At 54.8% G+C, this 22681-nt stretch carries 22 protein-coding genes; 13 read left to right on the forward strand and 9 right to left on the reverse strand.

Annotation, left to right across the window (positions count from 1 at the left end):
• The first annotated feature begins 32 nt into the window (after positions 1 to 32).
• A complete protein-coding gene (nudK, locus tag Y71_RS07345; protein ID WP_007370888.1) occupies positions 33 to 608 on the forward strand; it encodes a GDP-mannose pyrophosphatase NudK in 576 nt (191 codons plus the stop codon).
• Between the two features lie 123 nt (positions 609 to 731).
• A complete protein-coding gene (locus tag Y71_RS07350; protein WP_007370890.1) occupies positions 732 to 1775 on the forward strand; it encodes a DUF1176 domain-containing protein in 1044 nt (347 codons plus the stop codon).
• Positions 1776 to 1839: 64 nt separating this feature from the next.
• Here Y71_RS07350 and tkt read toward each other — a convergent pair whose 3' ends face one another.
• Entirely contained in the window at positions 1840 to 3834 is a 1995-nt protein-coding gene (gene tkt / locus Y71_RS07355; RefSeq protein WP_007370891.1) for a transketolase, read from the reverse strand.
• Between the two features lie 20 nt (positions 3835 to 3854).
• On the reverse strand, positions 3855 to 4805 hold the full coding sequence (gene tal, locus Y71_RS07360) for a transaldolase (protein ID WP_007370892.1): 951 nt from the start codon (positions 4803 to 4805) through the stop codon (positions 3855 to 3857).
• A 281-nt stretch (positions 4806 to 5086) separates the two neighbouring features.
• On the opposite strand from tal, the gene maeB reads away from it, so the two are divergent.
• Positions 5087 to 7366, forward strand: coding sequence for an NADP-dependent oxaloacetate-decarboxylating malate dehydrogenase (gene maeB / locus Y71_RS07365; protein ID WP_007370893.1), 2280 nt, complete (start codon positions 5087 to 5089; stop codon positions 7364 to 7366).
• Positions 7367 to 7440: 74 nt separating this feature from the next.
• Here the strand turns inward: maeB and hemF are convergent, their stop codons facing one another.
• Entirely contained in the window at positions 7441 to 8340 is a 900-nt protein-coding gene (gene hemF, locus Y71_RS07370; RefSeq protein WP_007370894.1) for an oxygen-dependent coproporphyrinogen oxidase, read from the reverse strand.
• A complete protein-coding gene (gene amiA / locus Y71_RS07375) occupies positions 8340 to 9215 on the reverse strand; it encodes an N-acetylmuramoyl-L-alanine amidase AmiA (protein ID WP_007370895.1) in 876 nt (291 codons plus the stop codon). Before amiA ends, hemF begins: the two co-directional genes overlap by 1 nt.
• A 212-nt stretch (positions 9216 to 9427) precedes the next feature.
• Between amiA and Y71_RS07380 the strand changes: the two genes are divergently transcribed.
• The 10 genes from Y71_RS07380 (at position 9428) to pdxK (ending at position 17783) form a co-directional block, all read left to right on the forward strand.
• Positions 9428 to 9853 carry a GNAT family acetyltransferase gene (locus tag Y71_RS07380; RefSeq protein ID WP_007370896.1) on the forward strand — a complete coding sequence of 142 codons (426 nt, stop codon included), beginning with the start codon at positions 9428 to 9430 and terminating at the stop codon, positions 9851 to 9853.
• The gene (locus tag Y71_RS07385) at positions 9840 to 10289 is read left to right on the forward strand and encodes a DUF2919 domain-containing protein (RefSeq protein WP_035942135.1); all 450 of its coding nucleotides are present in this window, start codon (positions 9840 to 9842) and stop codon (positions 10287 to 10289) included. Before Y71_RS07380 ends, Y71_RS07385 begins: the two co-directional genes overlap by 14 nt.
• Positions 10290 to 10349: 60 nt before the next feature.
• Positions 10350 to 10925, forward strand: a complete 576-nt coding sequence (locus tag Y71_RS07390) for an RpoE-regulated lipoprotein (protein WP_007370898.1) — start codon at positions 10350 to 10352, stop codon at positions 10923 to 10925.
• Positions 10926 to 11017: 92 nt separating this feature from the next.
• Positions 11018 to 11917 carry a Dyp-type peroxidase gene (locus tag Y71_RS07395; protein ID WP_007370899.1) on the forward strand — a complete coding sequence of 300 codons (900 nt, stop codon included), beginning with the start codon at positions 11018 to 11020 and terminating at the stop codon, positions 11915 to 11917.
• 162 nt (positions 11918 to 12079) lie between these two features.
• Positions 12080 to 13096, forward strand: coding sequence for a sulfate ABC transporter substrate-binding protein (locus Y71_RS07400; protein ID WP_007370900.1), 1017 nt, complete (start codon positions 12080 to 12082; stop codon positions 13094 to 13096).
• Entirely contained in the window at positions 13096 to 13929 is an 834-nt protein-coding gene (gene cysT / locus Y71_RS07405) for a sulfate/thiosulfate ABC transporter permease CysT (protein ID WP_007370901.1), read from the forward strand. Before Y71_RS07400 ends, cysT begins: the two co-directional genes overlap by 1 nt.
• Positions 13929 to 14804 carry a sulfate/thiosulfate ABC transporter permease CysW gene (gene cysW, locus Y71_RS07410; RefSeq protein ID WP_007370902.1) on the forward strand — a complete coding sequence of 292 codons (876 nt, stop codon included), beginning with the start codon at positions 13929 to 13931 and terminating at the stop codon, positions 14802 to 14804. Before cysT ends, cysW begins: the two co-directional genes overlap by 1 nt.
• The gene (gene cysA / locus Y71_RS07415) at positions 14794 to 15888 is read left to right on the forward strand and encodes a sulfate/thiosulfate ABC transporter ATP-binding protein CysA (RefSeq protein WP_007370903.1); all 1095 of its coding nucleotides are present in this window, start codon (positions 14794 to 14796) and stop codon (positions 15886 to 15888) included. The genes cysW and cysA overlap by 11 nt, the downstream gene beginning before the upstream one ends.
• A 125-nt stretch (positions 15889 to 16013) precedes the next feature.
• Positions 16014 to 16925 carry a cysteine synthase CysM gene (gene cysM, locus Y71_RS07420; RefSeq protein WP_007370904.1) on the forward strand — a complete coding sequence of 304 codons (912 nt, stop codon included), beginning with the start codon at positions 16014 to 16016 and terminating at the stop codon, positions 16923 to 16925.
• Between the two features lie 18 nt (positions 16926 to 16943).
• Positions 16944 to 17783, forward strand: coding sequence for a pyridoxine/pyridoxal/pyridoxamine kinase (gene pdxK / locus Y71_RS07425; RefSeq protein ID WP_007370905.1), 840 nt, complete (start codon positions 16944 to 16946; stop codon positions 17781 to 17783).
• A 46-nt stretch (positions 17784 to 17829) separates the two neighbouring features.
• Here the strand turns inward: pdxK and crr are convergent, their stop codons facing one another.
• From crr to cysZ, 5 genes are all read right to left on the reverse strand, one after another.
• The gene (crr, locus tag Y71_RS07430) at positions 17830 to 18339 is read right to left on the reverse strand and encodes a PTS glucose transporter subunit IIA (protein ID WP_000522253.1); all 510 of its coding nucleotides are present in this window, start codon (positions 18337 to 18339) and stop codon (positions 17830 to 17832) included.
• A 40-nt stretch (positions 18340 to 18379) separates the two neighbouring features.
• Complete coding sequence (ptsI, locus tag Y71_RS07435; RefSeq protein ID WP_007370906.1) at positions 18380 to 20107, reverse strand: phosphoenolpyruvate-protein phosphotransferase PtsI; 1728 nt, start codon at positions 20105 to 20107, stop codon at positions 18380 to 18382.
• Between the two features lie 50 nt (positions 20108 to 20157).
• Positions 20158 to 20415, reverse strand: coding sequence for a phosphocarrier protein Hpr (gene ptsH / locus Y71_RS07440; RefSeq protein ID WP_007370907.1), 258 nt, complete (start codon positions 20413 to 20415; stop codon positions 20158 to 20160).
• A 381-nt stretch (positions 20416 to 20796) separates the two neighbouring features.
• Complete coding sequence (cysK, locus tag Y71_RS07445) at positions 20797 to 21768, reverse strand: cysteine synthase A (protein WP_007370909.1); 972 nt, start codon at positions 21766 to 21768, stop codon at positions 20797 to 20799.
• Positions 21769 to 21913: 145 nt separating this feature from the next.
• Complete coding sequence (cysZ, locus tag Y71_RS07450) at positions 21914 to 22675, reverse strand: sulfate transporter CysZ (RefSeq protein WP_007370910.1); 762 nt, start codon at positions 22673 to 22675, stop codon at positions 21914 to 21916.
• Positions 22676 to 22681: the final 6 nt, after the last annotated feature.

Below are 22681 nucleotides of genomic sequence, written 5' to 3' on the forward strand. Positions count from 1 at the left end.
ATAACGCTAAGTGTTAGTGCCCTGGAGCCTGTATGTCACTGAAAATTAACGTCATCAAAGATAAAATCCTTTCTGAGAACTACTTTGTTCTGCGCAATATCACCTATGAACTGACCCGTAGCAACGGCGAAGTCATCCGCCATAAACGCGAAGTTTATGACCGGGGCAACGGCGCAACGATCCTGCTGTATAACCGCGATAAAAAGAGCGTCCTGCTGATCCGCCAGTTCCGGGTGGCGACCTGGGTAAACGGCAATGAGGATGGCCGTCTGATTGAGAGCTGCGCCGGTTTGCTGGATGACGATGAACCGGAAGTCTGTATTCGCAAAGAGGCGATTGAAGAGACCGGTTACCAGGTCGGCGAGGTGCGTAAAGTCTTCGAACTCTATATGTCGCCGGGCGGCGTGACTGAGCTGGTACACTTTTTTATTGCTGAATATGGCGATGCGCAGCGGGTCAATAATGGCGGCGGCGTGGAAGATGAAGATATTGAAGTGCTGGAATTTCCGTTCAGCCAGGCACTGGAAATGGTCGCCAGCGGCGAGATTCGCGATGGCAAGGCGGTGATTTTATTGCAGTACCTGAAATTATCCGGGTTAATGGACTGAATTTTAAAGGGTTAATAGCGGGCAGTTTCAGATGAAGCTATCCGATAAATCCGATTGAGCAAGCGAAGCCGGAGATAGAAGATACGCAGGTTCTGCGTCTCTTCTTCCGGGGTTGTACCATTCATGCGTTATCGCGGCGTTTTCACTCTGCTGTTCGGGCTTTTCTCTGCGCCGTTGCTGTGGGCTGCGCCTGCACAACAATCTTTTTCCGACTGGCAGGTGACCTGCAATAACCAGAATTTCTGCGTTGCGCGTAACACCGGCGAACACAATGGCTTGGTCATGACATTAGAGCGTAGCGCCGGTGCGCGAACCGATGCGACGCTGCGTATCGATCTGGGCGGGCTTGATCTGCCTGCGGCCAAAGAGCCGCCCATCGCTGGCCGCCTGCAGCTTGACGAACAACCGTTAACGCTGGCCGGAGCGCGCTGGCAAATCACACCCTGGCATCTGATAACCAGTGACAGCGAAACCATCGCCCGTTTTCTGCAAACCATTCAGGAAGGGCAGGCCATTACCTTGCAGGGCAGCAAAGGGATGATTTCGCTGGTGGGGCTGAAAGCCTCGCTGCTGTTCATTGATTCGCTGCAAAAACGCGTCGGCAGCGAAACGGCGTGGATTAAAAAGGGCGATGGCCCGCCGCTTAGCGTCCCGCCTGCGCCCGCATTGAAAGAGGTGGCTCAGGCGAGCGTGACCCCGACGCCGCTGACCCATGCGGAACTGAATGATTTGCTGGATTACGGCAACTGGCGCATGAACAACAGCCAGTGTTCGCTGGATCCGATGCGCCGCCAGGTTCGCGTCTCGGCGCTCACCGATGACAAAGCGTTGCTGATGATCGACTGTGAAGCCGGTGCGTATAACATTGTCGATCTGGCGTGGCTGGTGTCGCGGCAGAAACCGTTCGCCTCACAACCCGTTCGCCTGCATCTGCCGTTTACGCCGGATAATGGTAACGATGAGATGGAGCTGATGAACGCGGTGTTTGACGAGAAAAGCGGCGAGCTGAACACATTGTCGAAAGGCCGTGGTTTGCAGGATTGTGGCGTGTCGAGCCGCTGGCGTTTTGATGGCCAGCGTTTTCGCCTGGTACGTTACGCTCAGGAACCGGCCTGCGATGGCTGGCATGGCCCTGATGCGTGGCCCACGCTGTGGGTGACGCGCTAGAGCGCGCCCGACGGGTGTGAAAGAAAGGGGGGCGCCAGCCGTGACAAGCTGGCGCGCCGCAGGTTTATTTTTTCAGTACCGCTTTGGCTTTCGCCACCACGTTTTCGACGGTAAAGCCAAAGTACGGGAACAGTTTTTCCGCTGGCGCGGATTCACCGTAGCCGGTCATCCCGACAATCGCTCCTTTCAGGCCGACATATTTGTACCAGTAGTCGGCGATCCCCGCTTCTACCGCGACGCGTGCGCTGACATCCGACGGCAGAACCGCTTCGCGCCACGCTTCATCCTGGGCATCAAAGATATCCGTTGAAGGCAGGGAAACCACGCGCACATTCACGCCTTCGGCGCTCAGTTGCTCAGCGGCTTTGACGGTGATTTCCATCTCCGAACCGGTGGCAATCAGGATCAGATCTGGTTTCCCGGCGCTCTCTTTCAGAATGTAGCCGCCGCGGCTGATGGCCTGCACCTGCTCCGGCGTTCTCTCCATTTGCGTCAGATTTTGCCGCGACAGAATCAGCGCTGTCGGGCCGTTATGGCGCTCGATGGCCAGCTTCCAGCCAACCGCAGCTTCAACCTGATCGCACGGTCGCCAGGTGCTGAAGTTCGGCGTTAAACGCAGGCTGGCAAGCTGTTCAACGGCCTGGTGCGTCGGGCCATCTTCCCCCAGACCGATGGAGTCATGGGTGTAGACCATAATCTGCCGCGCCTTCATCAGCGCAGCCATGCGCGCTGCGTTACGCGCATATTCGACAAACATCAGGAAGGTGGCGGTGTAAGGCACAAAGCCGCCGTGGTGGGCAATGCCGTTAGCAATGGCGGTCATGCCGAATTCGCGCACGCCATAGTGAATGTAGTTACCGGCAAGATCTTCTTTTAGCGATTTAGAGCCCGACCAGATGGTGAGGTTGCTGGGCGCCAGATCGGCCGAGCCGCCAAGCAGCTCCGGCAGTACCGGACCATACGTATTCAGCGTGTTCTGCGAGGCTTTACGGGTGGCGATTTTCGCCGGATTCGCCTGCAAATTATTGATCCATTCGCTGGTGGTTTTCTCCCACGATTCCGGCAGACCACCGCTCATGCGGCGTTTAAACTCGGCAGCCAGTTCCGGGTACGCTTTCTCCCAGGCCGCCAGTTTCTCATTCCATGATTGCTGCTGCTTCGCCCCGCGTTCGCGGGCATCCCACGCCTGATAGATCTCTTTGGGAATTTCGAACGCCGGGTATTTCCAGCCCAGTTTTTGCCGGGTCAGTGCTACTTCTTCTTCACCCAGCGCTGCGCCGTGCGACTCCTCTTTACCGGCTTTATTCGGCGAGCCAAAACCAATCACCGTGCGGCAGATAATCAGCGACGGCTTATCCTTCACGCTTTGCGCTTCCTCGATGGCCTTTTTCACCGCTTCCGGAGAGTGGCCATCAATATCGCCAATCACATGCCAGTGATACGCCTCGAAGCGTTTGGCGGTGTCGTCGGTAAACCAGCCTTCGGTTTCGCCATCAATCGAGATACCGTTGTGGTCGTAGAAACCAATCAGCTTGCCCAGCCCCAGTGTTCCCGCCAGCGAACAGACTTCATGGGAGATGCCTTCCATCAGGCAGCCGTCGCCCATAAAGACATAGGTGTAATGATCGACGATATCGTGGCCGGGGCGGTTAAACTGCGCGGCCAGCGTACGTTCGGCAATCGCCAGCCCGACCGCGTTCGCCAGCCCCTGGCCCAGAGGACCGGTGGTGGTTTCCACGCCCGGCGTGTAACCAATTTCCGGGTGACCCGGTGTTTTCGAGTGTAACTGGCGGAAATTTTTCAGCTCTTCGAGCGGCAAATCATACCCGCTTAAGTGCAGCAGGCTGTACAGCAGCATTGAAGCGTGACCGTTGGACAGGATAAAACGGTCACGGTCATACCAGGTGGGATCGGCCGGGTTATGTTTAAGAAAATCATTCCACAGCACTTCGGCGATATCCGCCATCCCCATCGGCGCGCCAGGGTGGCCGGAATTGGCTTTTTGCACCGCGTCCATACTCAGGGCGCGAATGGCGTTAGCAAGCTCTCTACGGGACATCGTTCACTCCTTGGCAAAAGTTAAAGTTTGGCGGCCAGCAGATCTTCCAGTTTGCGCTGATCGACGGCGAACTGGCGGATACCGTCGGCCAGTTTGTCGACGGCCATCGGATCCTGGTTATGCTCCCAGCGGAACTCCGCTTCCGTAAGCGGTTCCGGGCGGTGGAAGGTTTGGCGGGAAGGAACCAGCTTGCGTTCCACGACCCCTTCTTGTCCCTGCAACTCTTTCAGCAACGCCGGAGAGATAGTCAGGCGATCGCAACCGGCCAGCGCCAGGATCTGTTCCGTGCGGCGGAAGCTGGCGCCCATGACGATGGTTTCGTAGCGATGTTGTTTGAAGTAATCGTAAATATTGCGCACCGATTTCACGCCAGGATCTTCATCCACCACGTAGGGATCGAGCGGTTTGCGGTCGTTGTACCAGTCGTAAATACGGCCAACGAATGGCGAGATGAGAAAGACCCCGGCTTCGGCGCAGGCGCGCGCCTGGGCGAAGGAGAACAGCAGCGTCAGGTTACAATTGATACCCTCTTTTTCCAGCTCCTCTGCCGCGCGAATACCTTCCCAGGTGGAGGCCAGTTTGATCAGAATGCGGGATTTCGGAATGCCCTGTTCCTCATACAGTTCAACCAGGCGGTGCGCTTTGGCAATGCTTTTCGCTTTATCGTAAGAGAGGCGCGCATCCACCTCGGTTGAAACGCGCCCTGGAATGCTTTTCAGAATTTCCGCACCAAAATTGACCGCCAGTTTGTCGCTGGCTTCCGCTACTTGTTGCTCCTGCGTTTTGCCGCGCTTTTTGCCATAGGCAATCGCGTCATCAATCAGATGGGAGAAATGCTCCAGCGCGGCTGCTTTCAGCAGTAAAGAAGGGTTAGTCGTGGCATCTTCCGGCTGATAGTGGCGGATCGATTCGATATCGCCGCTGTCTGCCACAACGGTGGTGAATTGTTTCAGGCCGTCTAAGTAATTCATGAAAAATAACTCCTTTAAAAGCAATGTGTTATTGGAGTGCTTCCGTTCGCACTTTGATAAGAATGAGAGATGCATAACAAAAAAGCATAGCAGAAGCGTCCCGGCCTGCTTTTTCTGGGATGTAACAAAGATGCGATAAATTGATAACAATTTTGCTTATGTATGGTGAGAGTTTGGCTATGTTCAAAGTTTGCCATCGCAACAGCGGCCATACTAAGCGCCGTATTGGGATAGACATCACGCGGTATCACTCTGAAAGCAAAACGCGAAAGGAACCTCAAATGGACGACCAACTAAAACAAAGTGCCCTCGACTTCCATGAATTCCCGCGACCGGGAAAGATTCAGGTCTCCCCGACAAAACCGCTGGCCACGCAGCGCGATCTGGCGCTGGCATACTCTCCGGGCGTTGCTGCGCCCTGCCTTGAAATCGAAAAAGATCCGCTGGCGGCCTACAAATACACCGCGCGCGGCAACCTCGTGGCGGTGGTCTCTAACGGCACTGCGGTGCTGGGGCTTGGCAATATCGGCGCATTGGCCGGTAAGCCGGTGATGGAAGGCAAAGGTGTATTGTTCAAGAAATTCGCCGGTATCGACGTATTCGATATTGAAGTGGATGAGCAAAATCCGGACAAACTGATCGACGTGGTTGCCGCGCTGGAACCGACGTTCGGCGGTATCAACCTTGAAGATATCAAAGCGCCGGAGTGCTTCTATATTGAAGCCAAACTGCGCGAGCGCATGAACATTCCTGTTTTTCATGACGATCAGCACGGCACGGCGATTATCAGCACTGCCGCCATTCTTAACGGCCTGCGCGTCGTGTCGAAGAACCTCTCTGACGTGCGCATGGTGGTGTCGGGGGCGGGTGCGGCGGCTATCGCCTGTATGAACCTGCTGGTGGCGCTGGGAATGCAGAAACACAATATTGTGGTCTGCGATTCAAAAGGCGTTATTTATAAAGGCCGTGAGCCGAATATGGCCGAGACCAAAGCGGCCTACGCCGTTGACGATGACGGTAGACGAACGCTGGCGGATGTGGTCGCGGGCGCGGATATCTTCCTCGGCTGCTCCGGGCCAAAAGTGCTGACGCCGGAGATGGTAAAAGGCATGGCGCGGCAGCCGCTGATCCTTGCGCTGGCGAACCCGGAGCCGGAGATCCTGCCGGATCTGGCGAAAGCGGTGCGCCCGGATGCGATTATCTGTACCGGCCGCTCCGATTACCCGAATCAGGTAAACAACGTGCTCTGTTTCCCGTTTATCTTCCGCGGCGCGCTGGATGTGGGCGCTACGGCGATCAACGAAGAGATGAAGCTGGCGGCGGTCAATGCTATCGCTGAGTTGGCGCATGCGGAGCAGAGCGAGGTGGTGGCTTCGGCATATGGCGATCAGGATTTGAGCTTTGGCCCGGATTATCTGATCCCGAAACCTTTCGACCCACGGCTGATTGTTAAAATCGCGCCCGCAGTAGCGAAAGCGGCGATGACTTCCGGCGTGGCGACACGGCCGATTGCTGATTTCGATGCCTACGTCGATAAGCTCACCGAGTTCGTCTACAAAACCAACCTGTTTATGAAGCCGGTTTTCTCCCAGGCCCGCAATGCGCCGAAACGCGTGGTGCTGACCGAAGGCGAAGAGCCGCGCGTGCTGCATGCAACGCAGGAGCTGGTTACGCTGGGGCTGGCGAAACCGATCCTCGTCGGGCGACCGGGCGTGATTGAGATGCGCATTCAGAAGCTCGGCCTGCAAATTCGTCCGGGCGTCGATTTTGAGATCGTCAACAACGAGTCGGATCCGCGCTTTAAAGAGTACTGGACGGAATACTTCAGCATCATGAAGCGTCGGGGGATTACGCAAGAGCAGGCGCAGCGCGCTGTGATCGCCAACACCACGGTGATCGGCGCGATCATGGTACATCGTGGCGAAGCCGACGCAATGATTTGCGGCACCATCGGCGATTACCATGAGCACTTCAGTGTAGTGCAGGAGATATTCGGCTATCGCGATAATGTGCATGCGGCCGGGGCGATGAATGCGCTGCTGCTGCCCAGCGGTAACACGTTTATTGCTGATACCTATGTCAATGAAGATCCCAGCGCCGAACAACTGGCGGAGATCACCTTGCTGGCAGCGGAAACCGTGCGGCGCTTTGGTATCGAACCGCGTGTGGCGCTGCTGTCGCACTCGCAGTTTGGCTCATCCAGTGCGCCCGCTGCGGTGAAAATGCGCGATACGTTGACACTGGTGCGTCAACGCGCGCCGGATCTGATGATCGATGGCGAAATGCATGGTGATGCGGCGCTCGATGAGAGTATCCGCCATGAGCGGATGCCGGACAGCCCGCTGAAAGGGGCGGCGAATATCCTGATTATGCCGAACGTTGAAGCTGCGCGAATCAGCTACAACCTGCTGCGCGTCTCCAGTTCAGAAGGGGTGACCGTCGGGCCGGTGCTGATGGGCGTTGCCAAACCGGTGCATGTGCTGACGCCAATCGCCTCAGTACGGCGTATCGTCAACATGGTGGCGCTGGCGGTGGTGGAAGCGCAGACCCAGCCGCTGTAAATGTGTTGCAGGCCTGTTCAGGCATTATTGGCCGGATGGCGCGTAAGCGCTTATCCGGCCTGTAAAACCTGCCATTACACCCAATCTTTAACCTGAATAAACTCGCTGAGGGCCGCTTCCGGGCTGCCTTCGGCGGGTTGATAGTTATACTCCCAGCGCACTAGCGGCGGCATCGACATTAAAATCGACTCGGTACGCCCGCCGGTTTGCAAACCGAACAGCGTTCCGCGATCCCACACCAGATTGAACTCTACGTAGCGGCCACGGCGATAGAGCTGGAAATCGCGCTCGCGCTCGCCGTAAGGCAGCGCTTTACGGCGCGCGACGATGGGCAAATACGCGTCGAGATAACCGTTGCCGACGGCCTGCATAAACGCAAAACAGTGGTCAAAATCTGGCGTGTTCAAATCGTCAAAAAAGAGCCCACCGATGCCGCGCTGCTCATTGCGGTGCTTGAGGTAGAAATAGTCATCGCACCATTTTTTGTAGCGCGGATAGATCTCCTCACCAAACGGCAGACAGATATCGCGGGCGGTGCGGTGCCAGTGGATCGCATCTTCTTCAAAACCGTAGTAGGGCGTTAAATCGAAACCGCCGCCAAACCACCACACCGGATCGGCGCCGGGTTTTTGCGCAATAAAGAAACGCACATTAGCATGGCTGGTGGGAACATAGGGATTACGCGGGTGCACAACCAGCGAAACGCCCATCGCTTCGAAGCTGCGACCCGCCAGCTCAGGACGGTGCGCTGTGGCGGATGCGGGCATCGCATCGCCGTGGACGTGGGAAAAATTGACCCCGGCCTGTTCAAATACGCCGCCGTCACGCAGCACGCGGCTGCGTCCGCCGCCGCCTTCCGCGCGCTGCCAGGCGTCTTCAACAAACGTCGCGCCGTCGATGTCGCTAAGCTGGCGGCAGATCTTATCCTGCAGGGCAAGCAGGGCGTTTTTTACTGGCGCTATCTCTGGGGTCATCATCCGCGTCTCTTCACATGGGCTTTGTGGTTATCGAACCAGCTAAAGTAGCTCAGAATACCGTCGGCAATGGCGGTGGCAATCTTCTGGCGAAACGCCGTGGTGCCGAGCAGCTTCTCCTCCGCCGGATTAGTGATAAAGGAGGTTTCCACCAGTACCGAGGGGATCGACGGGGATTTTAGCACCACAAACGCGGCCTGCTCGGTATTGCGGCTGTGCAGACGGTGGACCGGTTTGATCTGCTTGAGAATATGCGAGCCGAGCGTCAGGCTGTTTTTGATGGTGTCCGTTTGTACCAGATCGAACAGCACCTGCTGCAGCAGATGGTCTTTATCGGTGGTTTTTTTCCCGGCAACTTCATCCGCGGCGTTCTCTTTATCCGACAGGTATTTCGCCATCGCGCTACTGGCACCCCGGTTGGAGAGCGCAAACACCGACGCACCGGCTGCACTCGGGTTGGTAAAGCCATCGGCATGAATCGACATAAACAGGTCTGCGCCGTGCTGGTGGGCGATCTCGACCCGATCGTAGAGCGGGATAAAGGTATCGCCGGTGCGTGTCAGACGCGCGTCAATACCCTGCGCCCGTAGCTGAGCGCGGACATTTTTGGCGATCGCCAGCACCACATGTTTCTCTTTTGAGCCGTTATGGCCAATCGCGCCGGTATCAATGCCGCCGTGACCGGGATCGAGCATGACGATGCGCCGTGCTCCGGCCTTTTTCGCCTTTGGCTTGCTGTGGCCGGTGGTGGTTTTCAGTGGCGTCTCGTCCTTAGCGATAGCACGAGACATACCCGACAATGTCAGGGCGGCCAGACCCGCTTTCAGCATCTGGCGACGCGAGGTGAGTGTTTTTAATGGTTTAAAGGTGCTCATACGTCTGAATGTTTTTATCCGTGGTCCCTGGTGTTATATCGTATCGTCCTGGTCGCGACGACAATCCACAAGAGCGATTGTTTTACTTTTCATTTCAATACGTGACAGAGCGCCATTATGCCAAATTTCTACGGTAAAGAGTCTGGATATTGGCTAAGGCGCTGCTTCGGGCCATAATCACCATTTACACAGTTGAAAAGACGGGGAATACCATGGAGATACGCGTTTTTCGCCAGGACGACTTCGAAGAAGTGATCACCTTGTGGGAGCGCTGTGATCTGCTGCGACCATGGAATGATCCGGAAATGGATATCGAACGAAAAGTGAATCACGATGTCAGTCTGTTTCTGGTGGCGGAAGTGAGTGGTGAAGTGGTGGGCACGGTAATGGGCGGTTATGACGGCCATCGTGGCTCGGCATACTATCTCGGCGTACACCCGGAATTTCGCGGCCGCGGCATTGCTAACGCTTTGCTTAATCGGCTGGAGAAAAAACTGATTGCCCGTGGCTGCCCGAAAATCAATCTGATGGTACGTGAAGATAACGATATGGTGATCGGCATGTACGAGCGGCTGGGCTACGAGCATAGCGACTCGGTTAACTTAGGAAAACGTTTGATAGAAGATGAAGAGTATTGATATTTCACCTTCCGACTACGACAGGCATGGACGCCTACGGCTTCCCTTTCTGTTCTGGTGCGCGCTGGTGTTACAGGCGCGTACCTGGATTTTATTTGTGATGGCAGGTGCATCGCGCGGGCAAGGCGATGCGCTGCTGATGCTGTTTTATCCCGACCATAATCAGTTCTGGCTGGGCTTATTGCCCGGCTTGCCTGCGGCGCTGGCTTTTTTTCTCAGCGCGCGCCGCGAGCATCACCCGCGTCTCTGGCGTGCGATCTACCCATTAATGCTGCTGGTACAGTTGGCACTGGTGCTGTGGCTGCCTTCGCGCTGGTTCAGCGGCGAAGCGCTCTCTGGTATTGGGCTTTCACTGCTGGTTATCGACCTCTTTATTCTCTGGTGGCTGGCGACGTCCCGCCGTCTGCGCGCCTGTTTTTATTCCTCAGATGAATGAACGGCACTTTTTGCCCGCCAGCGACTCCAACTGGCGTTAAATGAAAAAAAGGAACGGTGCATGAAATCCCTGCGTACTTTTATTTGTGTGCTGCCGCTGGCATTGACCGGCTGCTCAACACTCGCGTCTGTGAATTGGTCGGCTGCGTATCCGTGGAACTGGTTTGGTTCCTCGATCGAAGTGAGCGAAAACGGCGTCGGCAAAATTACTGCCAGCACGCCGCTTGATGAGCAGGCCATTAATGATGCGTTAAGCGGCGACTACCATCTGCGTAGCGGCATGAAAACGGAAAATGGCAGCATTGTCCGCTATTTCGAGGCGCTGAAAGATACCCAACTGGCGCTGGTTGTTAACGGCGAAAATGGCGCGGTGAGCCGCATTGATGTGCTGGATAGCGATATCGCCACCGACAAAGGCGTGAAAATCGGCACACCGTTTAGCGCCGTGTTTGATAAGGCGTTTGGCAACTGTGTGAAAGGGGCGGGCGATGACAGTACTGGCGTTGAATGTAAAGCGCCGGGCAGCCAGCACATTAGCTATGTCTTTACTGGCGAATGGAGCGGCCCTGAAGGGTTAATGCCTTCTGATGACACCCTGAAAAACTGGAAATTAAGCAAGCTGGTATGGCGCCGATAATTTGATCGCAACGCGCCGCGACGTGGCGAAAAGACGGTACAATAGCGCGCTTATCGCCACGCATGTGTGGCTTGTTTTTTCCAGGAGGAGTGATGTCTCAGGTGCAAAGCGGCATTTTGCCGGAACACTGCCGTGCAGCGATTTGGATTGAAGCCAGCGTCAAAGGGGACACAGATGCCCTGCGCGCGGGCAGTAAAGTTTTTGTCGATAAGCTGGCAACTTTTCAGCAAAAATTTCCCGATGCGGCGTTGGGGGCGACGGTAGCCTTCGGTAACAACGCATGGCGCGCGCTGAACGGCCCGCAAGGCGCAGAGGAGCTGAAAGATTTCCCCTCTTACGGCAAAGGTCTGGCTCCCGCCACGCAGCATGATGTGCTGATCCATATTCTCTCCCTGCGCCATGATGTGAATTTTTCTGTCGCCCAGGCCGCGCTGGAAGCGTTTGGCGATGCTATCGAGGTGAAAGAAGAGACACACGGCTTCCGTTGGGTGGAAGATCGCGATCTGAGCGGCTTTGTCGACGGTACGGAAAACCCGGCAGGCGATGAGAAGCGCCGCGAAGTGGCGATTATTCAGGATGGCGTCGACGCTGGCGGCACGTATGTGATGGTGCAGCGCTGGGAGCACAATCTGAAGCAGCTCAACCGTATGAGCGTTGCCGATCAGGAGATGATGATTGGCCGCACCAAAGAGGCGAATGAAGAGATCGACGGCGATGCGCGTCCGGTTACCTCGCACCTGACCCGTGTCGATCTGAAAGAGGACGGCAAAGGGCTGAAAATTGTGCGCCAGAGCCTGCCGTACGGCACCGCCAGCGGCACGCACGGCCTTTACTTCTGTACTTACTGTGCGCGTCTTTACAACATTGAACAGCAACTGCTGAGCATGTTTGGCGATACTGATGGCAAACGCGATGCAATGCTGCGTTTCACCCGTCCGGTAACAGGCGGTTACTATTTTGCGCCGTCGCTCGATAAGCTGCTGTCGCTGTAATATCCGGCTTCCTTCCTGGCCGGGGAGACCCGGCCATACTCCTTTCTGCTTATACTCTTTTATGATTCCAAATCACCAAATGGTATATAAAACCGTTACTGGTTTCACACCCGTTATAAATAAACTGAGGGTTGTGGAGTCATCAGCTTATAAGGGTGCGCAATGGCCGTTAACTTACTGAAAAAAGGATATCTGACGCTGGCAGCAATGACGCTGTGGGCGGCGCAGGCACAGGCGACGGAACTGCTAAACAGCTCTTATGATGTGTCACGCGAGCTCTTTGCGGCGCTGAATACACCGTTTGAACAGCAATGGGCGAAAGATAACGCTGGCGATAAGCTGACGATCAAACAATCTCATGCTGGTTCGTCAAAACAGGCGCTGGCGATTTTGCAGGGGCTGAAAGCGGATGTCGTTACCTATAACCAGGTAACGGATGTGCAGATCCTGCACGACAAAGGCAACTTGATCCCGGCGGACTGGCAAAGCCGTTTACCGAACAACAGTTCACCGTTCTATTCGACGATGGCGTTTCTCGTTCGTAAAGGCAATCCGAAGAATATCCACGAGTGGAGCGACCTGGTGCGTTCCGACGTAAAACTGATTTTCCCGAACCCGAAAACCTCTGGTAATGCCCGTTACACTTATCTGGCGGCGTGGGGCGCAGCGGATCAGGCGGACGGCGGCGATAAAGCGAAAACTGAACAGTTTATGACGCAGTTTTTGAAAAACGTCGAAGTGTTCGATACCGGCGGTCGCGGCGCAACCACCACGTTCGTTGAGCGCGGTCTTGGCGATGTGCTGATTTCCTTTGAATCCGAAGTCAACAACATCCGCAAACAGTACGAAGCGCAGGGTTTTGAAGTGGTGGTGCCGAAGGTCAACATCCTGGCGGAATTCCCGGTGGCCTGGGTCGATAAAAATGTTAAAGCCAACGGGACGGAAAAGGCCGCGAAAGCGTACCTCAACTGGCTCTACAGCCCGCAGGCGCAAACCATCATCACCGATTACTACTACCGCGTGAATAATCCGGAAGTGATGGCGAAGCTGGCGGATAAATTCCCGCAGACCGCGCTGTTCCGCGTGGAAGACAAATTTGGCTCCTGGCCTGATGTGATGAAAACCCACTTCGCCAGCGGCGGCGAGCTGGACAAGTTACTGGCGGCGGGGCGTAAGTGATGTTTGCAGGAACCGCAAAACGTGTGTTGCCGGGGTTTGGTTTAAGCCTCGGCAGCAGCCTGTTTTTTGTTTGTCTGGTATTGCTGTTGCCGCTGAGTGCTCTGGTCATGCAACTGGCGCAAATGAGCTGGTCGCAATACTGGCAAGTGGTCACCGACCCGCAGGTGGTGGCGGCTTATAAAGTCACTTTGCTGTCGGCGTTTGTGGCATCCGCTTTTAACGGCGTTTTTGGTCTGCTGATGGCCTGGATCCTCACCCGTTACCGTTTTCCGGGGCGTACGCTGCTGGACGCGCTGATTGACCTGCCGTTTGCACTGCCGACTGCGGTGGCCGGTTTAACGCTGGCGTCGCTGTTCTCCGTGAACGGGTTTTATGGCGAGTGGCTGGCGAAGTTCGATATCAAAGTGACTTACACCTGGCTTGGCATCGCAGTCGCCATGGCCTTTACCAGCATCCCGTTTGTGGTGCGCACCATCCAGCCGGTGCTGGAGGAGCTGGGGCCGGAATACGAAGAAGCGGCGGAAACCCTCGGCGCAACGCGCTGGCAGAGCTTTCGTCGCGTCGTGCTGCCGGAACTTTCTCCGGCGTTGATGGCGGGCGTGGCGCTGTCGTTCACTCGCAGTCTCGGCGAATTTGGCGCGGTGATCTTTATTGCCGGTAACATTGCCTGGAAGACCGAAGTCACCTCGCTGATGATTTTTGTTCGTTTGCAGGAGTTTGATTACCCGGCGGCGAGCGCGATTGCTTCGGTGATCCTCGCGGCGTCGCTGCTGCTGCTGTTTTCCATCAACACCCTGCAAAGCCGTTTTGGCCAGCGTGTGGTAGGTCACTAATGGCGGAAATAACCGAATTGAAACGCTATGACAAACCTCAGGTGAACTGGGGGAAAATATTTCTGATTACCGCGGGGGTTTTGCTCTCTGCGTTTATCCTTGTCGTGCCGATGATATATATCTTCGTGAAGGCTTTCAGCAAAGGGCTGGTACCGGTGCTGGAAAACCTGGCGAATGCCGACATGCTGCATGCCATCTGGCTGACGGTGTTGATTGCGCTGATCACCGTACCGGTTAACCTCGTGTTTGGCACGCTGCTGGCGTGGCTGGTGACACGCTTTAACTTTCCCGGTCGCCAGCTTTTACTGACGTTACTGGATATTCCGTTTGCGGTTTCGCCAGTGGTTGCGGGTCTGATTTATCTGCTGTTTTACGGTTCGAATGGCCCGCTTGGCGGCTGGCTGGATGCGCATAACCTGCAAATTATGTTTGCCTGGCCGGGCATGGCGCTGGTCACCATTTTCGTTACCTGTCCGTTTGTTGTGCGCGAGCTGGTTCCGGTGATGCTGAGCCAGGGGAGCCAGGAAGATGAAGCGGCGATCCTGCTGGGTGCCAGTGGCTGGCAGATGTTTCGCCGCGTAACGCTGCCGAATATCCGCTGGGCGCTGCTGTATGGCGTGGTGCTGACCAATGCGCGCGCGATTGGCGAGTTTGGCGCGGTCTCGGTGGTCTCCGGTTCGATTCGCGGTGAAACGCTGTCACTGCCGCTACAAATTGAGTTGCTGGAGCAGGACTACAACACGGTGGGTGCCTTTACCGCCGCCGCCCTGCTGACCCTGATGGCTATTTTGACACTGTTTTTGAAGAGTGCGTTGCAGTGGCGTTTGAACAACCATGAAAAACGCCAGCAACAGGAGGGAAATCATGAGCATTGAGATTGCCAATATTAAGAAGTCTTTTGGTCGCACCCAGGTGCTGAATGATATCTCGCTGGATATCCCTTCCGGGCAAATGGTGGCGCTGCTGGGGCCATCCGGCTCCGGGAAGACCACGCTGCTGCGCATTATCGCCGGGCTGGAGCACCAGACCAGCGGTCGTATTCGTTTTCACGGAACGGACGTAAGCCGGCTGCATGCCCGCGATCGCCGCGTTGGTTTTGTGTTTCAGCACTATGCGCTGTTCCGCCATATGACGGTGTTCGACAACATCGCTTTTGGGCTGACGGTGCTGCCGCGTCGCGAACGGCCGAACGCCGCGGCAATCAAAGCCAAAGTGACGCAATTGCTGGAGATGGTGCAGCTTGCTCATCTGGCCGAACGCTATCCGGCACAGCTTTCCGGCGGACAGAAACAGCGTGTGGCGCTGGCGCGTGCGTTGGCGGTAGAGCCGCAGATCCTGCTGCTGGATGAACCGTTTGGCGCGCTGGATGCGCAGGTGCGTAAAGAGCTGCGTCGCTGGCTGCGTCAGTTGCATGAAGAGCTAAAATTTACCAGCGTGTTCGTCACCCACGACCAGGAAGAGGCGACGGAAGTGGCCGACCGCGTGGTGGTGATGAGCCAGGGGAACATTGAACAGGCTGATGCGCCGGATCAGGTGTGGCGTGAACCGGCGACCCGCTTTGTGCTGGAGTTTATGGGCGAGGTCAATCGCCTGAAAGGCACGGTGACGGGCGGGCAGTTCCAGGTGGGCGCACACCGCTGGCCGCTGGGTTATACACCCGCCTGGCAGGGCGAAGTGGATCTGTTTTTGCGCCCCTGGGAAGTGGATATCAGCCGCCGCACCAGCCTGGATTCTCCACTGCCGGTGCAGGTGCTGGAAGCCAGCCCGAAAGGGCACTATACCCAACTGGTGGTGCAGCCGCTCGGCTGGAACCCTGAACCTCTCACCGTTGTGATGCGCGATGAACAGCCGCCACAGCGCGGCGAGCGCCTGTTTGTCGGTTTGCAGCATGCGCGGTTGTATAACGGCAATGAACGTATTGAAGCCGGTACAGAGCTTGCTCTGGCGGAAACTGCCTGATAGGTTAAGCAGCATGTCTATCGCCCGGTAGCTCCTTGATTACCGGGCCTACAATATCTGCATCAGCACTGCTTTGTAGGCCGGGTAAGCGTAGCGCTACCCGGCTTTTTTATTGAGCAGGAACCGTGAATACATTAGAAGATACCATCGGCAATACACCGCTGGTTAAATTGCAACGTCTGACGCCGGATAACGGCAGCGAAATCTGGGTCAAACTGGAAGGTAATAATCCCGCAGGATCGGTCAAAGATCGCGCCGCACTGTCGATGATTGTGCAGGCGGAAAAGCGCGGAGAGATTAAGCCCGGGGATGTGCTGATTGAAGCTACCAGCGGCAATACCGGGATCGCACTGGCGATGATTGCTGCGCTGAAAGGCTATCGCATGAAATTGCTGATGCCGGACAACATGAGTCAGGAACGGCGTGCGGCAATGCGCGCTTATGGCGCAGAGCTGATTCTGGTCACCAAAGAGCAAGGAATGGAAGGCGCGCGCGATCTGGCGCTGGAAATGGCCGCTCGCGGCGAGGGCAAGCTGCTCGATCAATTCAACAACCCGGATAACCCCTACGCCCATTACACCACTACCGGTCCGGAAATCTGGCAGCAGACTGCCGGGCGGATCACCCATTTTGTCTCCAGCATGGGAACAACCGGTACTATCACCGGCGTGTCGCGTTTTCTGCGTGAACAGGATAAACCCGTCACTATTGTCGGGCTGCAACCGGAAGAGGGGAGCAGCATTCCTGGCATTCGCCGCTGGCCTGCCGAATATATGCCGGGCATTTTTAACGCCGCGCTGGTGGATGAGGTTCTGGATATCCACCAACGCGAGGCGGAAAATACCATGCGCGCGCTGGCGGTTCAGGAGGGGATCTTCTGCGGCGTCAGTTCTGGCGGCGCGGTAGCGGGCGCATTGCGCGTGGCGAAAAGTACGCCAGGCGCAGTGATCGTCGCTATTATCTGCGATCGCGGCGATCGTTACCTCTCCACCGGCGTGTTTGGTGAAGAGAGTTATTCGCAGGGCGCGGGGATTTAACCCGTTAAGGAAGAGAGGATGGAGATGATCCTGTTTCGGGATAAAACCCGGGCGCAGCAGGCTGATATCGTTGCGGTGCAGTCTCAGGTTGTGTACGGCAGCGTTGGCAACAGCATTGCGGTGCCAAATATTCGCCAGCACAATCTCAATGTGCTGGCCGTGCCGACAGTGCTGTTCAGCAATACGCCGCATTACGATACCTTTTACGGTGGTGTGATCCCGGATGAATGGTTTAGCGGTTACCTGCAAGCGTTGGAAGAGCGCGACGTTTTGCGTACGCTGAAAGCGGTAACCACAGGCTATATGGGAAGTGCCAGTCAGATTGCACTGCTGGCAACGTGGCTTAAAGCGCTACGGGAGAAACACCCACAGCTATTGATTCTGGTCGATCCGGTTATTGGTGATACTGACAGCGGCATCTATGTAAAAGAGGAAATTCCTCAGGCCTACCGCGAACATTTGTTGCCGCTGGCGCAGGGGATCACGCCGAACGTGTTTGAACTGGAAATTCTCAGCGGCAAACCGTGCCGGGATCTGCAAAGCGCTATCGCTGCGGCAAAAGGGCTGCTGTCTGCGACTCTGCACTGGGTGGCGATAACCAGTGCGCCGGTGGATGAAGATGACGGTCAGATACATGTGGTGCTGGTGACGGCGGATGAGGTTACCGTCAGTGGCTATCCACGTGTCGAAACGGATTTGAAAGGCACTGGCGATCTGTTTTGCTCCGAGCTGGTCAGCGGCGTTATTCAGGGAAATAAGCTGGATGTGGCCGTTCGCGCAGCAGGGAACAGAGTGGTGCAGGTAATGGGCTATACGCTGGAGAAAGGTTACGACGAGCTCATTTTACCGCCGTGCTAACCAATAAAAATGGCGCCCGCAGGCGCCATTTTTTTATGCATTGAGCTTATTTTTTGATGCGGATAACCGGGGTTTCACCCACGGTGACGCTACCAGAAAGTTTAATCAGCTCTTTGATTTCGTCCATGTTGGAGATAACAACCGGAGTCAGAGTTGACTTGGCTTTCTCTTCCAGCAGCGGCAGATCAAATTCGATTACCGGGTCGCCAACTTTCACGCGCTGGCCTTCTTCCGCGATGCGTTTGAAGCCTTCGCCTTTCAGTTCAACGGTGTCGATACCGAAGTGAACGAACAGTTCAATGCCGCTATCGGATTCGATAGAGAAGGCATGGTTGGTTTCAAAGATTTTGCCGATAGTACCATCAACCGGAGCAACCATTTTATTGCCGGTCGGTTTGATAGCGATGCCATCACCAACGATTTTTTCAGCGAACACCACATCCGGCACATCTTCAATATTGACGATTTCGCCAGAAAGTGGGGCAACAATCTCAATGGTTCCGGTGTCTTTTTTATCATCAGAAACCAGAGATTTCAGTTTATCGAACAAACCCATGATCTTCTCCTAAGCAGTAATTTGGGCCGCATCTCGTGGATTAGCAGATTGTTTTTTCTTCAATGAACTTGTTAACCAGCATCATTAACTCGTCCGTTGTCGGTTGAGCAAGAGCCTGCTCTGCTAACACCTTCGCATCTTCGAAGTTTGTGTTACGGATAATCTTCTTAATGCGCGGGATAGAAATGGCACTCATACTGAATTCATCCAGACCCATCCCCAGCAACAGAAGTGTAGCACGTTCATCGCCAGCAAGCTCACCGCACATGCCAGTCCATTTGCCTTCTGCATGAGAAGCATCAATAACTTGCTTGATCAGGGTGAGTACTGACGGTGACATCGGCTGGTAAAGATGCGAGATCATATCATTACCACGGTCAACTGCCAGGGTGTACTGCGTTAAATCATTGGTACCGATACTAAAGAAATCAACTTCTTTGGCCAGATGACGAGCAATAGTCGCAGCGGCTGGGGTTTCCACCATTACGCCAATCTCAATGCTTTCGTCAAATGCTTTACCTTCCTGACGGAGTTCCTGTTTGTAGATTTCGATCTCTTTTTTCAGTGCACGCACTTCTTCAACAGAGATGATCATCGGGAACATAATGCGCAGTTTGCCGAAAGCAGAAGCGCGCAGAATAGCGCGAACCTGATCGCGCAGGATCTCTTTGCGATCCATCGCGATACGCACGGCGCGCCAGCCGAGGAACGGGTTCTCTTCTTTCGGGAAATTCATGTACGGCAGCTCTTTATCGCCGCCAATGTCCATGGTACGTACAATAACGGCCTGAGAGCCACAGGCTTCAGCTACCGCTTTGTAGGCTTCAAACTGCTCTTCTTCAGTCGGCAGTGCGTCGCGGTCCATGAACAGGAATTCGGTACGGTACAGACCAACACCTTCAGCGCCATTGCGCTCTGCGCCCGCGACATCGCGAACAGTACCGATGTTGGCACAGACTTCAACCTGATGACCATCAAGGGTGATTGCCGGCAGGTCTTTCAGTTTCGCCAGCTCGGCTTTTTCTTCCGCAACCTGAGCCTGCGCAGCACGCAGGGTTTCGATCTCGTCGTCGCTCGGGTTAACGTACACTTTGTTATTAACCGCATCGAGGATCAGATAGTCGCCATTTTTCACCTGCGTGGTGACGCTACCGGTACCCACAATTGCAGGCAGCTCAAGAGAGCGCGCCATGATGGAGGTGTGGGAAGTACGGCCACCGATATCGGTGATAAAACCGAGCACTTTTTTCAGGTTCAACTGGGCTGTTTCTGACGGGGTCAGATCCGCTGCAACCAGAATGACTTCTTCCTGAATCGCGCTCAGGTCAATGATCGGCATGCCCAGAATGTTGCGCAGCAGACGCTTACCGATATCGCGCACGTCAGCCGCACGCTCTTTCAGGTATTCGTCATCCAGCTCTTCCAGGGCGGTAGCCTGACCTTCGATAACTTCATGCGCCGCAGCGTCGGCAGTCATGCTCTTATCTTTAATCAGGGCTATGATTTCCTGCTCCAGCTCCTCATCTTCCAGCAGCATGATGTGCCCTTCGAAGATGGCTTCTTTTTCTTCACCGAAAGTTTCACCCGCTTTCGTTTTGATCGCTTCAAGCTGTGCCGATGCCTTGGCACGACCGCTCAGAAAACGCTCAACTTCCTGGTCAACCTTGTCGGCAGAAACTTTCTTCCGGTCGATGACTATTTCGTCTTCTTTCAGCAGCAGTGCTTTGCCGAAAGCGATACCCGGGGATGCTAAAATGCCTGAAATCATAACCCTACCTTTACTTGTGACTGATCTTGAAAAGAACCGGTAAGTAAAACTTACTCGAGCTCTGCCATCAGCTTAACCAGATGTTCTACTGCTTTTTGCTCGTCTTCGCCTTCAGCGGTCAACGTCACAACAGTACCTTGAGTCAGGCCCAGAGTTTGCAGTTTGAACAGGCTTTTCGCGCTGGCGCTTTTGCCGTTGGAAGTCACAGTGATTTCAGAAGAGAAGCCTTTCGCTTCTTTGACAAACTGAGCAGCAGGGCGGGTGTGCAGACCGTTCGGAGCGGTAATAGTTACTTCTTGCTGGAACATTGTATTTCCCCAACTTATAGGTTTAGTGTTGTGGAACTAAAGTCTAGCCTGGAGGCTTGACTTTAGCCTGTATTGTTAGCGCTGACGCAACGGGAAAAGGTACAGAAGTTCACCTGTGCTATCCGGCGTGGGCGCTTCTGGCCGTTGACGTTTCGCTCGTCATTAAACATTATGCCGCGAAAGCCAGAATTGAACCAAATCATAAAATCGATTCAGCAGTCTGAAATCTCACTTCGATTAATTTCGCGCTTCAAAATAAATGTGATGGTTAAATACCAGACCAGGAGTTTTCAAGCAATGCCAGGAGGGGTGAAAATTTGATATACGCCACAAAAAAGCACCTCGACGGGTGCTTTTTTGCGCTTTATTTACAATCTGGCATCACTGTTGCAATTCTTTTTCAGTGAAAAGATCGGCAAACAAAGCCGTGCTCAGATAACGCTCGCCTGAAGACGGAAGGATAACCACAATATTTTTATTGGTAAAGGATTCGTCTTCCTGCAACTTCAGTGCTGCTGCAACGGCTGCGCCGGAAGAGATGCCTGCCAGAATACCTTCTTCCTCCATCAGACGACGCGCAGTACTGATCGCCTCTTCGTTGGTGATCTTAACCACTTTATCGATCAGTTTCAGATCCAGGTTGCCAGGGATAAAACCGGCACCGATACCCTGAATTTTATGCGGGCCAGGCTTCAGCTCTTCGCCTGCCAGCGCCTGAGAGATAACCGGAGAGTCGGTTGGTTCAACTGCGACCGTAATCAGATCGGTTTTCCCTTTGGTGTTTTTAATAAAGCGCGTTACGCCTGTCAGCGTACCGCCGGTACCGACGCCGGAGATGAAAACATCTACCTGACCATCGGTATCTTCCCAGATTTCCGGGCCGGTGGTTTTTTCGTGAATTTCCGGGTTTGCCGGATTGCTGAACTGCTGAAGCAGCAGATATTTTGCCGGATCGCTGGCGACAATTTCTTCTGCTTTCTGAATCGCGCCTTTCATGCCTTTCGCGCCTTCGGTCAGAACCAGGTTCGCGCCCAGCGCTTTTAGCAGCTTACGGCGTTCGATACTCATGGTTTCCGGCATGGTCAGCGTCAGTTTGTAGCCGCGAGCGGCAGCAACGTACGCCAGAGCGATACCGGTGTTACCACTGGTGGGTTCAACCAGCTCGACGCCCGGCTTCAGTACGCCGCGTTTTTCGGCATCCCAAATCATATTGGCACCGATACGGCATTTTACGCTGAAGCTTGGGTTGCGGGATTCGACCTTAGCCAGGATACGTCCGTTACCGATGCGGTTCAGTCGAACCAGCGGCGTATGACCAATCGTCAACGAGTTGTCTTCAAAAATCTTACTCATAGCCTGTCCTGTCCTTAACTGTATGAAATTTGGGAACCACCTCAGCATACGCACTTACCCGTGATGGGGAAGTAAAGAAATCGCATATCTATATGCTGAGGTGAAATAATGGTTACCAGTATGGAATAAGAAACGGAATAATTCCTCAGCGCCAGGCGGCGTGTTTTTCACGATAGCAATCGACCCACATCGCTGTCGCGCCACACACAGCAACAGGCATGACCACCAGGTTAAGTACGGGGATCATCGTGAACAAGCTGGTCAACGCGCCAAATTGCATATTGATGATTTTGCGTTCACGCAGGGCGATGCGCATCGCCTTGAACGGGACTTTATGGTTATCGAACGGGTAATCGCAGTACTGAATTGCCAGCATCCACGCGCTGAAGAGGAACCATAATACCGGCGCAACGGTTTGCCCGATACCGGGGATAAAGTAGAGGATCAGCAGGAGAAGTGCGCGCGGCAGATACCAGGCCAGCTTTTGCCATTCGCGCTTCATAATCCGCGGTACATCTTTCAGCACACCAAAAACGCCGATATCCGGCGGCGTCGCGCCCGTTAAACGCGCTTCCAACTGCTCGGCGAGCAGGCCGTTAAACGGCGCCGCAATCCAGTTGGCCAGTGTAGAGAAAAAGTAACCAAACACCAGCAAAATGGAGATCACCACGATCGGCCATAACAGATAGCTCAACCATTGTAGCCAGTCGGGCACATGACTCATTAATGAAGGGATCCAGGCGTCGAGACGGGAAAACAGCCACCAGAAAGCGCCGCCCATCAACACGATATTGACCAGCAATGGCAGAATAACAAAGCGACGAATACCTGGCAGCGTGACCAGTTTCCAGCCCTGAGTAAAATAAAAGAGGCCACTGCGTGCAGTGCCCTGGGACGATGAAACCATAATCTG

Source organism: Kosakonia radicincitans DSM 16656, assembly GCF_000280495.2.
Taxonomy (GTDB): domain Bacteria; phylum Pseudomonadota; class Gammaproteobacteria; order Enterobacterales; family Enterobacteriaceae; genus Kosakonia; species Kosakonia radicincitans.

Excerpts from the sequence above, each read along its gene's own strand:
- hemF (WP_007370894.1), bottom strand. The coding sequence starts at position 8,340 with ATGACCCCAGAGATAGCGCCAGTAAAAAACGCCCTGCTTGCCCTGCAG.
- maeB (WP_007370893.1), top strand. The coding sequence starts at position 5,087 with ATGGACGACCAACTAAAACAAAGTGCCCTCGACTTCCATGAATTCCCG.
- amiA (WP_007370895.1), bottom strand. The coding sequence starts at position 9,215 with ATGAGCACCTTTAAACCATTAAAAACACTCACCTCGCGTCGCCAGATG.
- Y71_RS07400 (WP_007370900.1), top strand. The coding sequence starts at position 12,080 with ATGGCCGTTAACTTACTGAAAAAAGGATATCTGACGCTGGCAGCAATG.
- cysA (WP_007370903.1), top strand. The coding sequence starts at position 14,794 with ATGAGCATTGAGATTGCCAATATTAAGAAGTCTTTTGGTCGCACCCAG.
- ptsH (WP_007370907.1), bottom strand. The coding sequence starts at position 20,415 with ATGTTCCAGCAAGAAGTAACTATTACCGCTCCGAACGGTCTGCACACC.
- Y71_RS07395 (WP_007370899.1), top strand. The coding sequence starts at position 11,018 with ATGTCTCAGGTGCAAAGCGGCATTTTGCCGGAACACTGCCGTGCAGCG.
- cysW (WP_007370902.1), top strand. The coding sequence starts at position 13,929 with ATGGCGGAAATAACCGAATTGAAACGCTATGACAAACCTCAGGTGAAC.
- tal (WP_007370892.1), bottom strand. The coding sequence starts at position 4,805 with ATGAATTACTTAGACGGCCTGAAACAATTCACCACCGTTGTGGCAGAC.
- ptsI (WP_007370906.1), bottom strand. The coding sequence starts at position 20,107 with ATGATTTCAGGCATTTTAGCATCCCCGGGTATCGCTTTCGGCAAAGCA.
- Y71_RS07350 (WP_007370890.1), top strand. The coding sequence starts at position 732 with ATGCGTTATCGCGGCGTTTTCACTCTGCTGTTCGGGCTTTTCTCTGCG.
- Y71_RS07380 (WP_007370896.1), top strand. The coding sequence starts at position 9,428 with ATGGAGATACGCGTTTTTCGCCAGGACGACTTCGAAGAAGTGATCACC.
- pdxK (WP_007370905.1), top strand. The coding sequence starts at position 16,944 with ATGGAGATGATCCTGTTTCGGGATAAAACCCGGGCGCAGCAGGCTGAT.
- tkt (WP_007370891.1), bottom strand. The coding sequence starts at position 3,834 with ATGTCCCGTAGAGAGCTTGCTAACGCCATTCGCGCCCTGAGTATGGAC.
- nudK (WP_007370888.1), top strand. The coding sequence starts at position 33 with ATGTCACTGAAAATTAACGTCATCAAAGATAAAATCCTTTCTGAGAAC.
- Y71_RS07390 (WP_007370898.1), top strand. The coding sequence starts at position 10,350 with ATGAAATCCCTGCGTACTTTTATTTGTGTGCTGCCGCTGGCATTGACC.
- cysK (WP_007370909.1), bottom strand. The coding sequence starts at position 21,768 with ATGAGTAAGATTTTTGAAGACAACTCGTTGACGATTGGTCATACGCCG.
- Y71_RS07385 (WP_035942135.1), top strand. The coding sequence starts at position 9,840 with ATGAAGAGTATTGATATTTCACCTTCCGACTACGACAGGCATGGACGC.
- crr (WP_000522253.1), bottom strand. The coding sequence starts at position 18,339 with ATGGGTTTGTTCGATAAACTGAAATCTCTGGTTTCTGATGATAAAAAA.
- cysZ (WP_007370910.1), bottom strand. The coding sequence starts at position 22,675 with ATGGTTTCATCGTCCCAGGGCACTGCACGCAGTGGCCTCTTTTATTTT.
- cysT (WP_007370901.1), top strand. The coding sequence starts at position 13,096 with ATGTTTGCAGGAACCGCAAAACGTGTGTTGCCGGGGTTTGGTTTAAGC.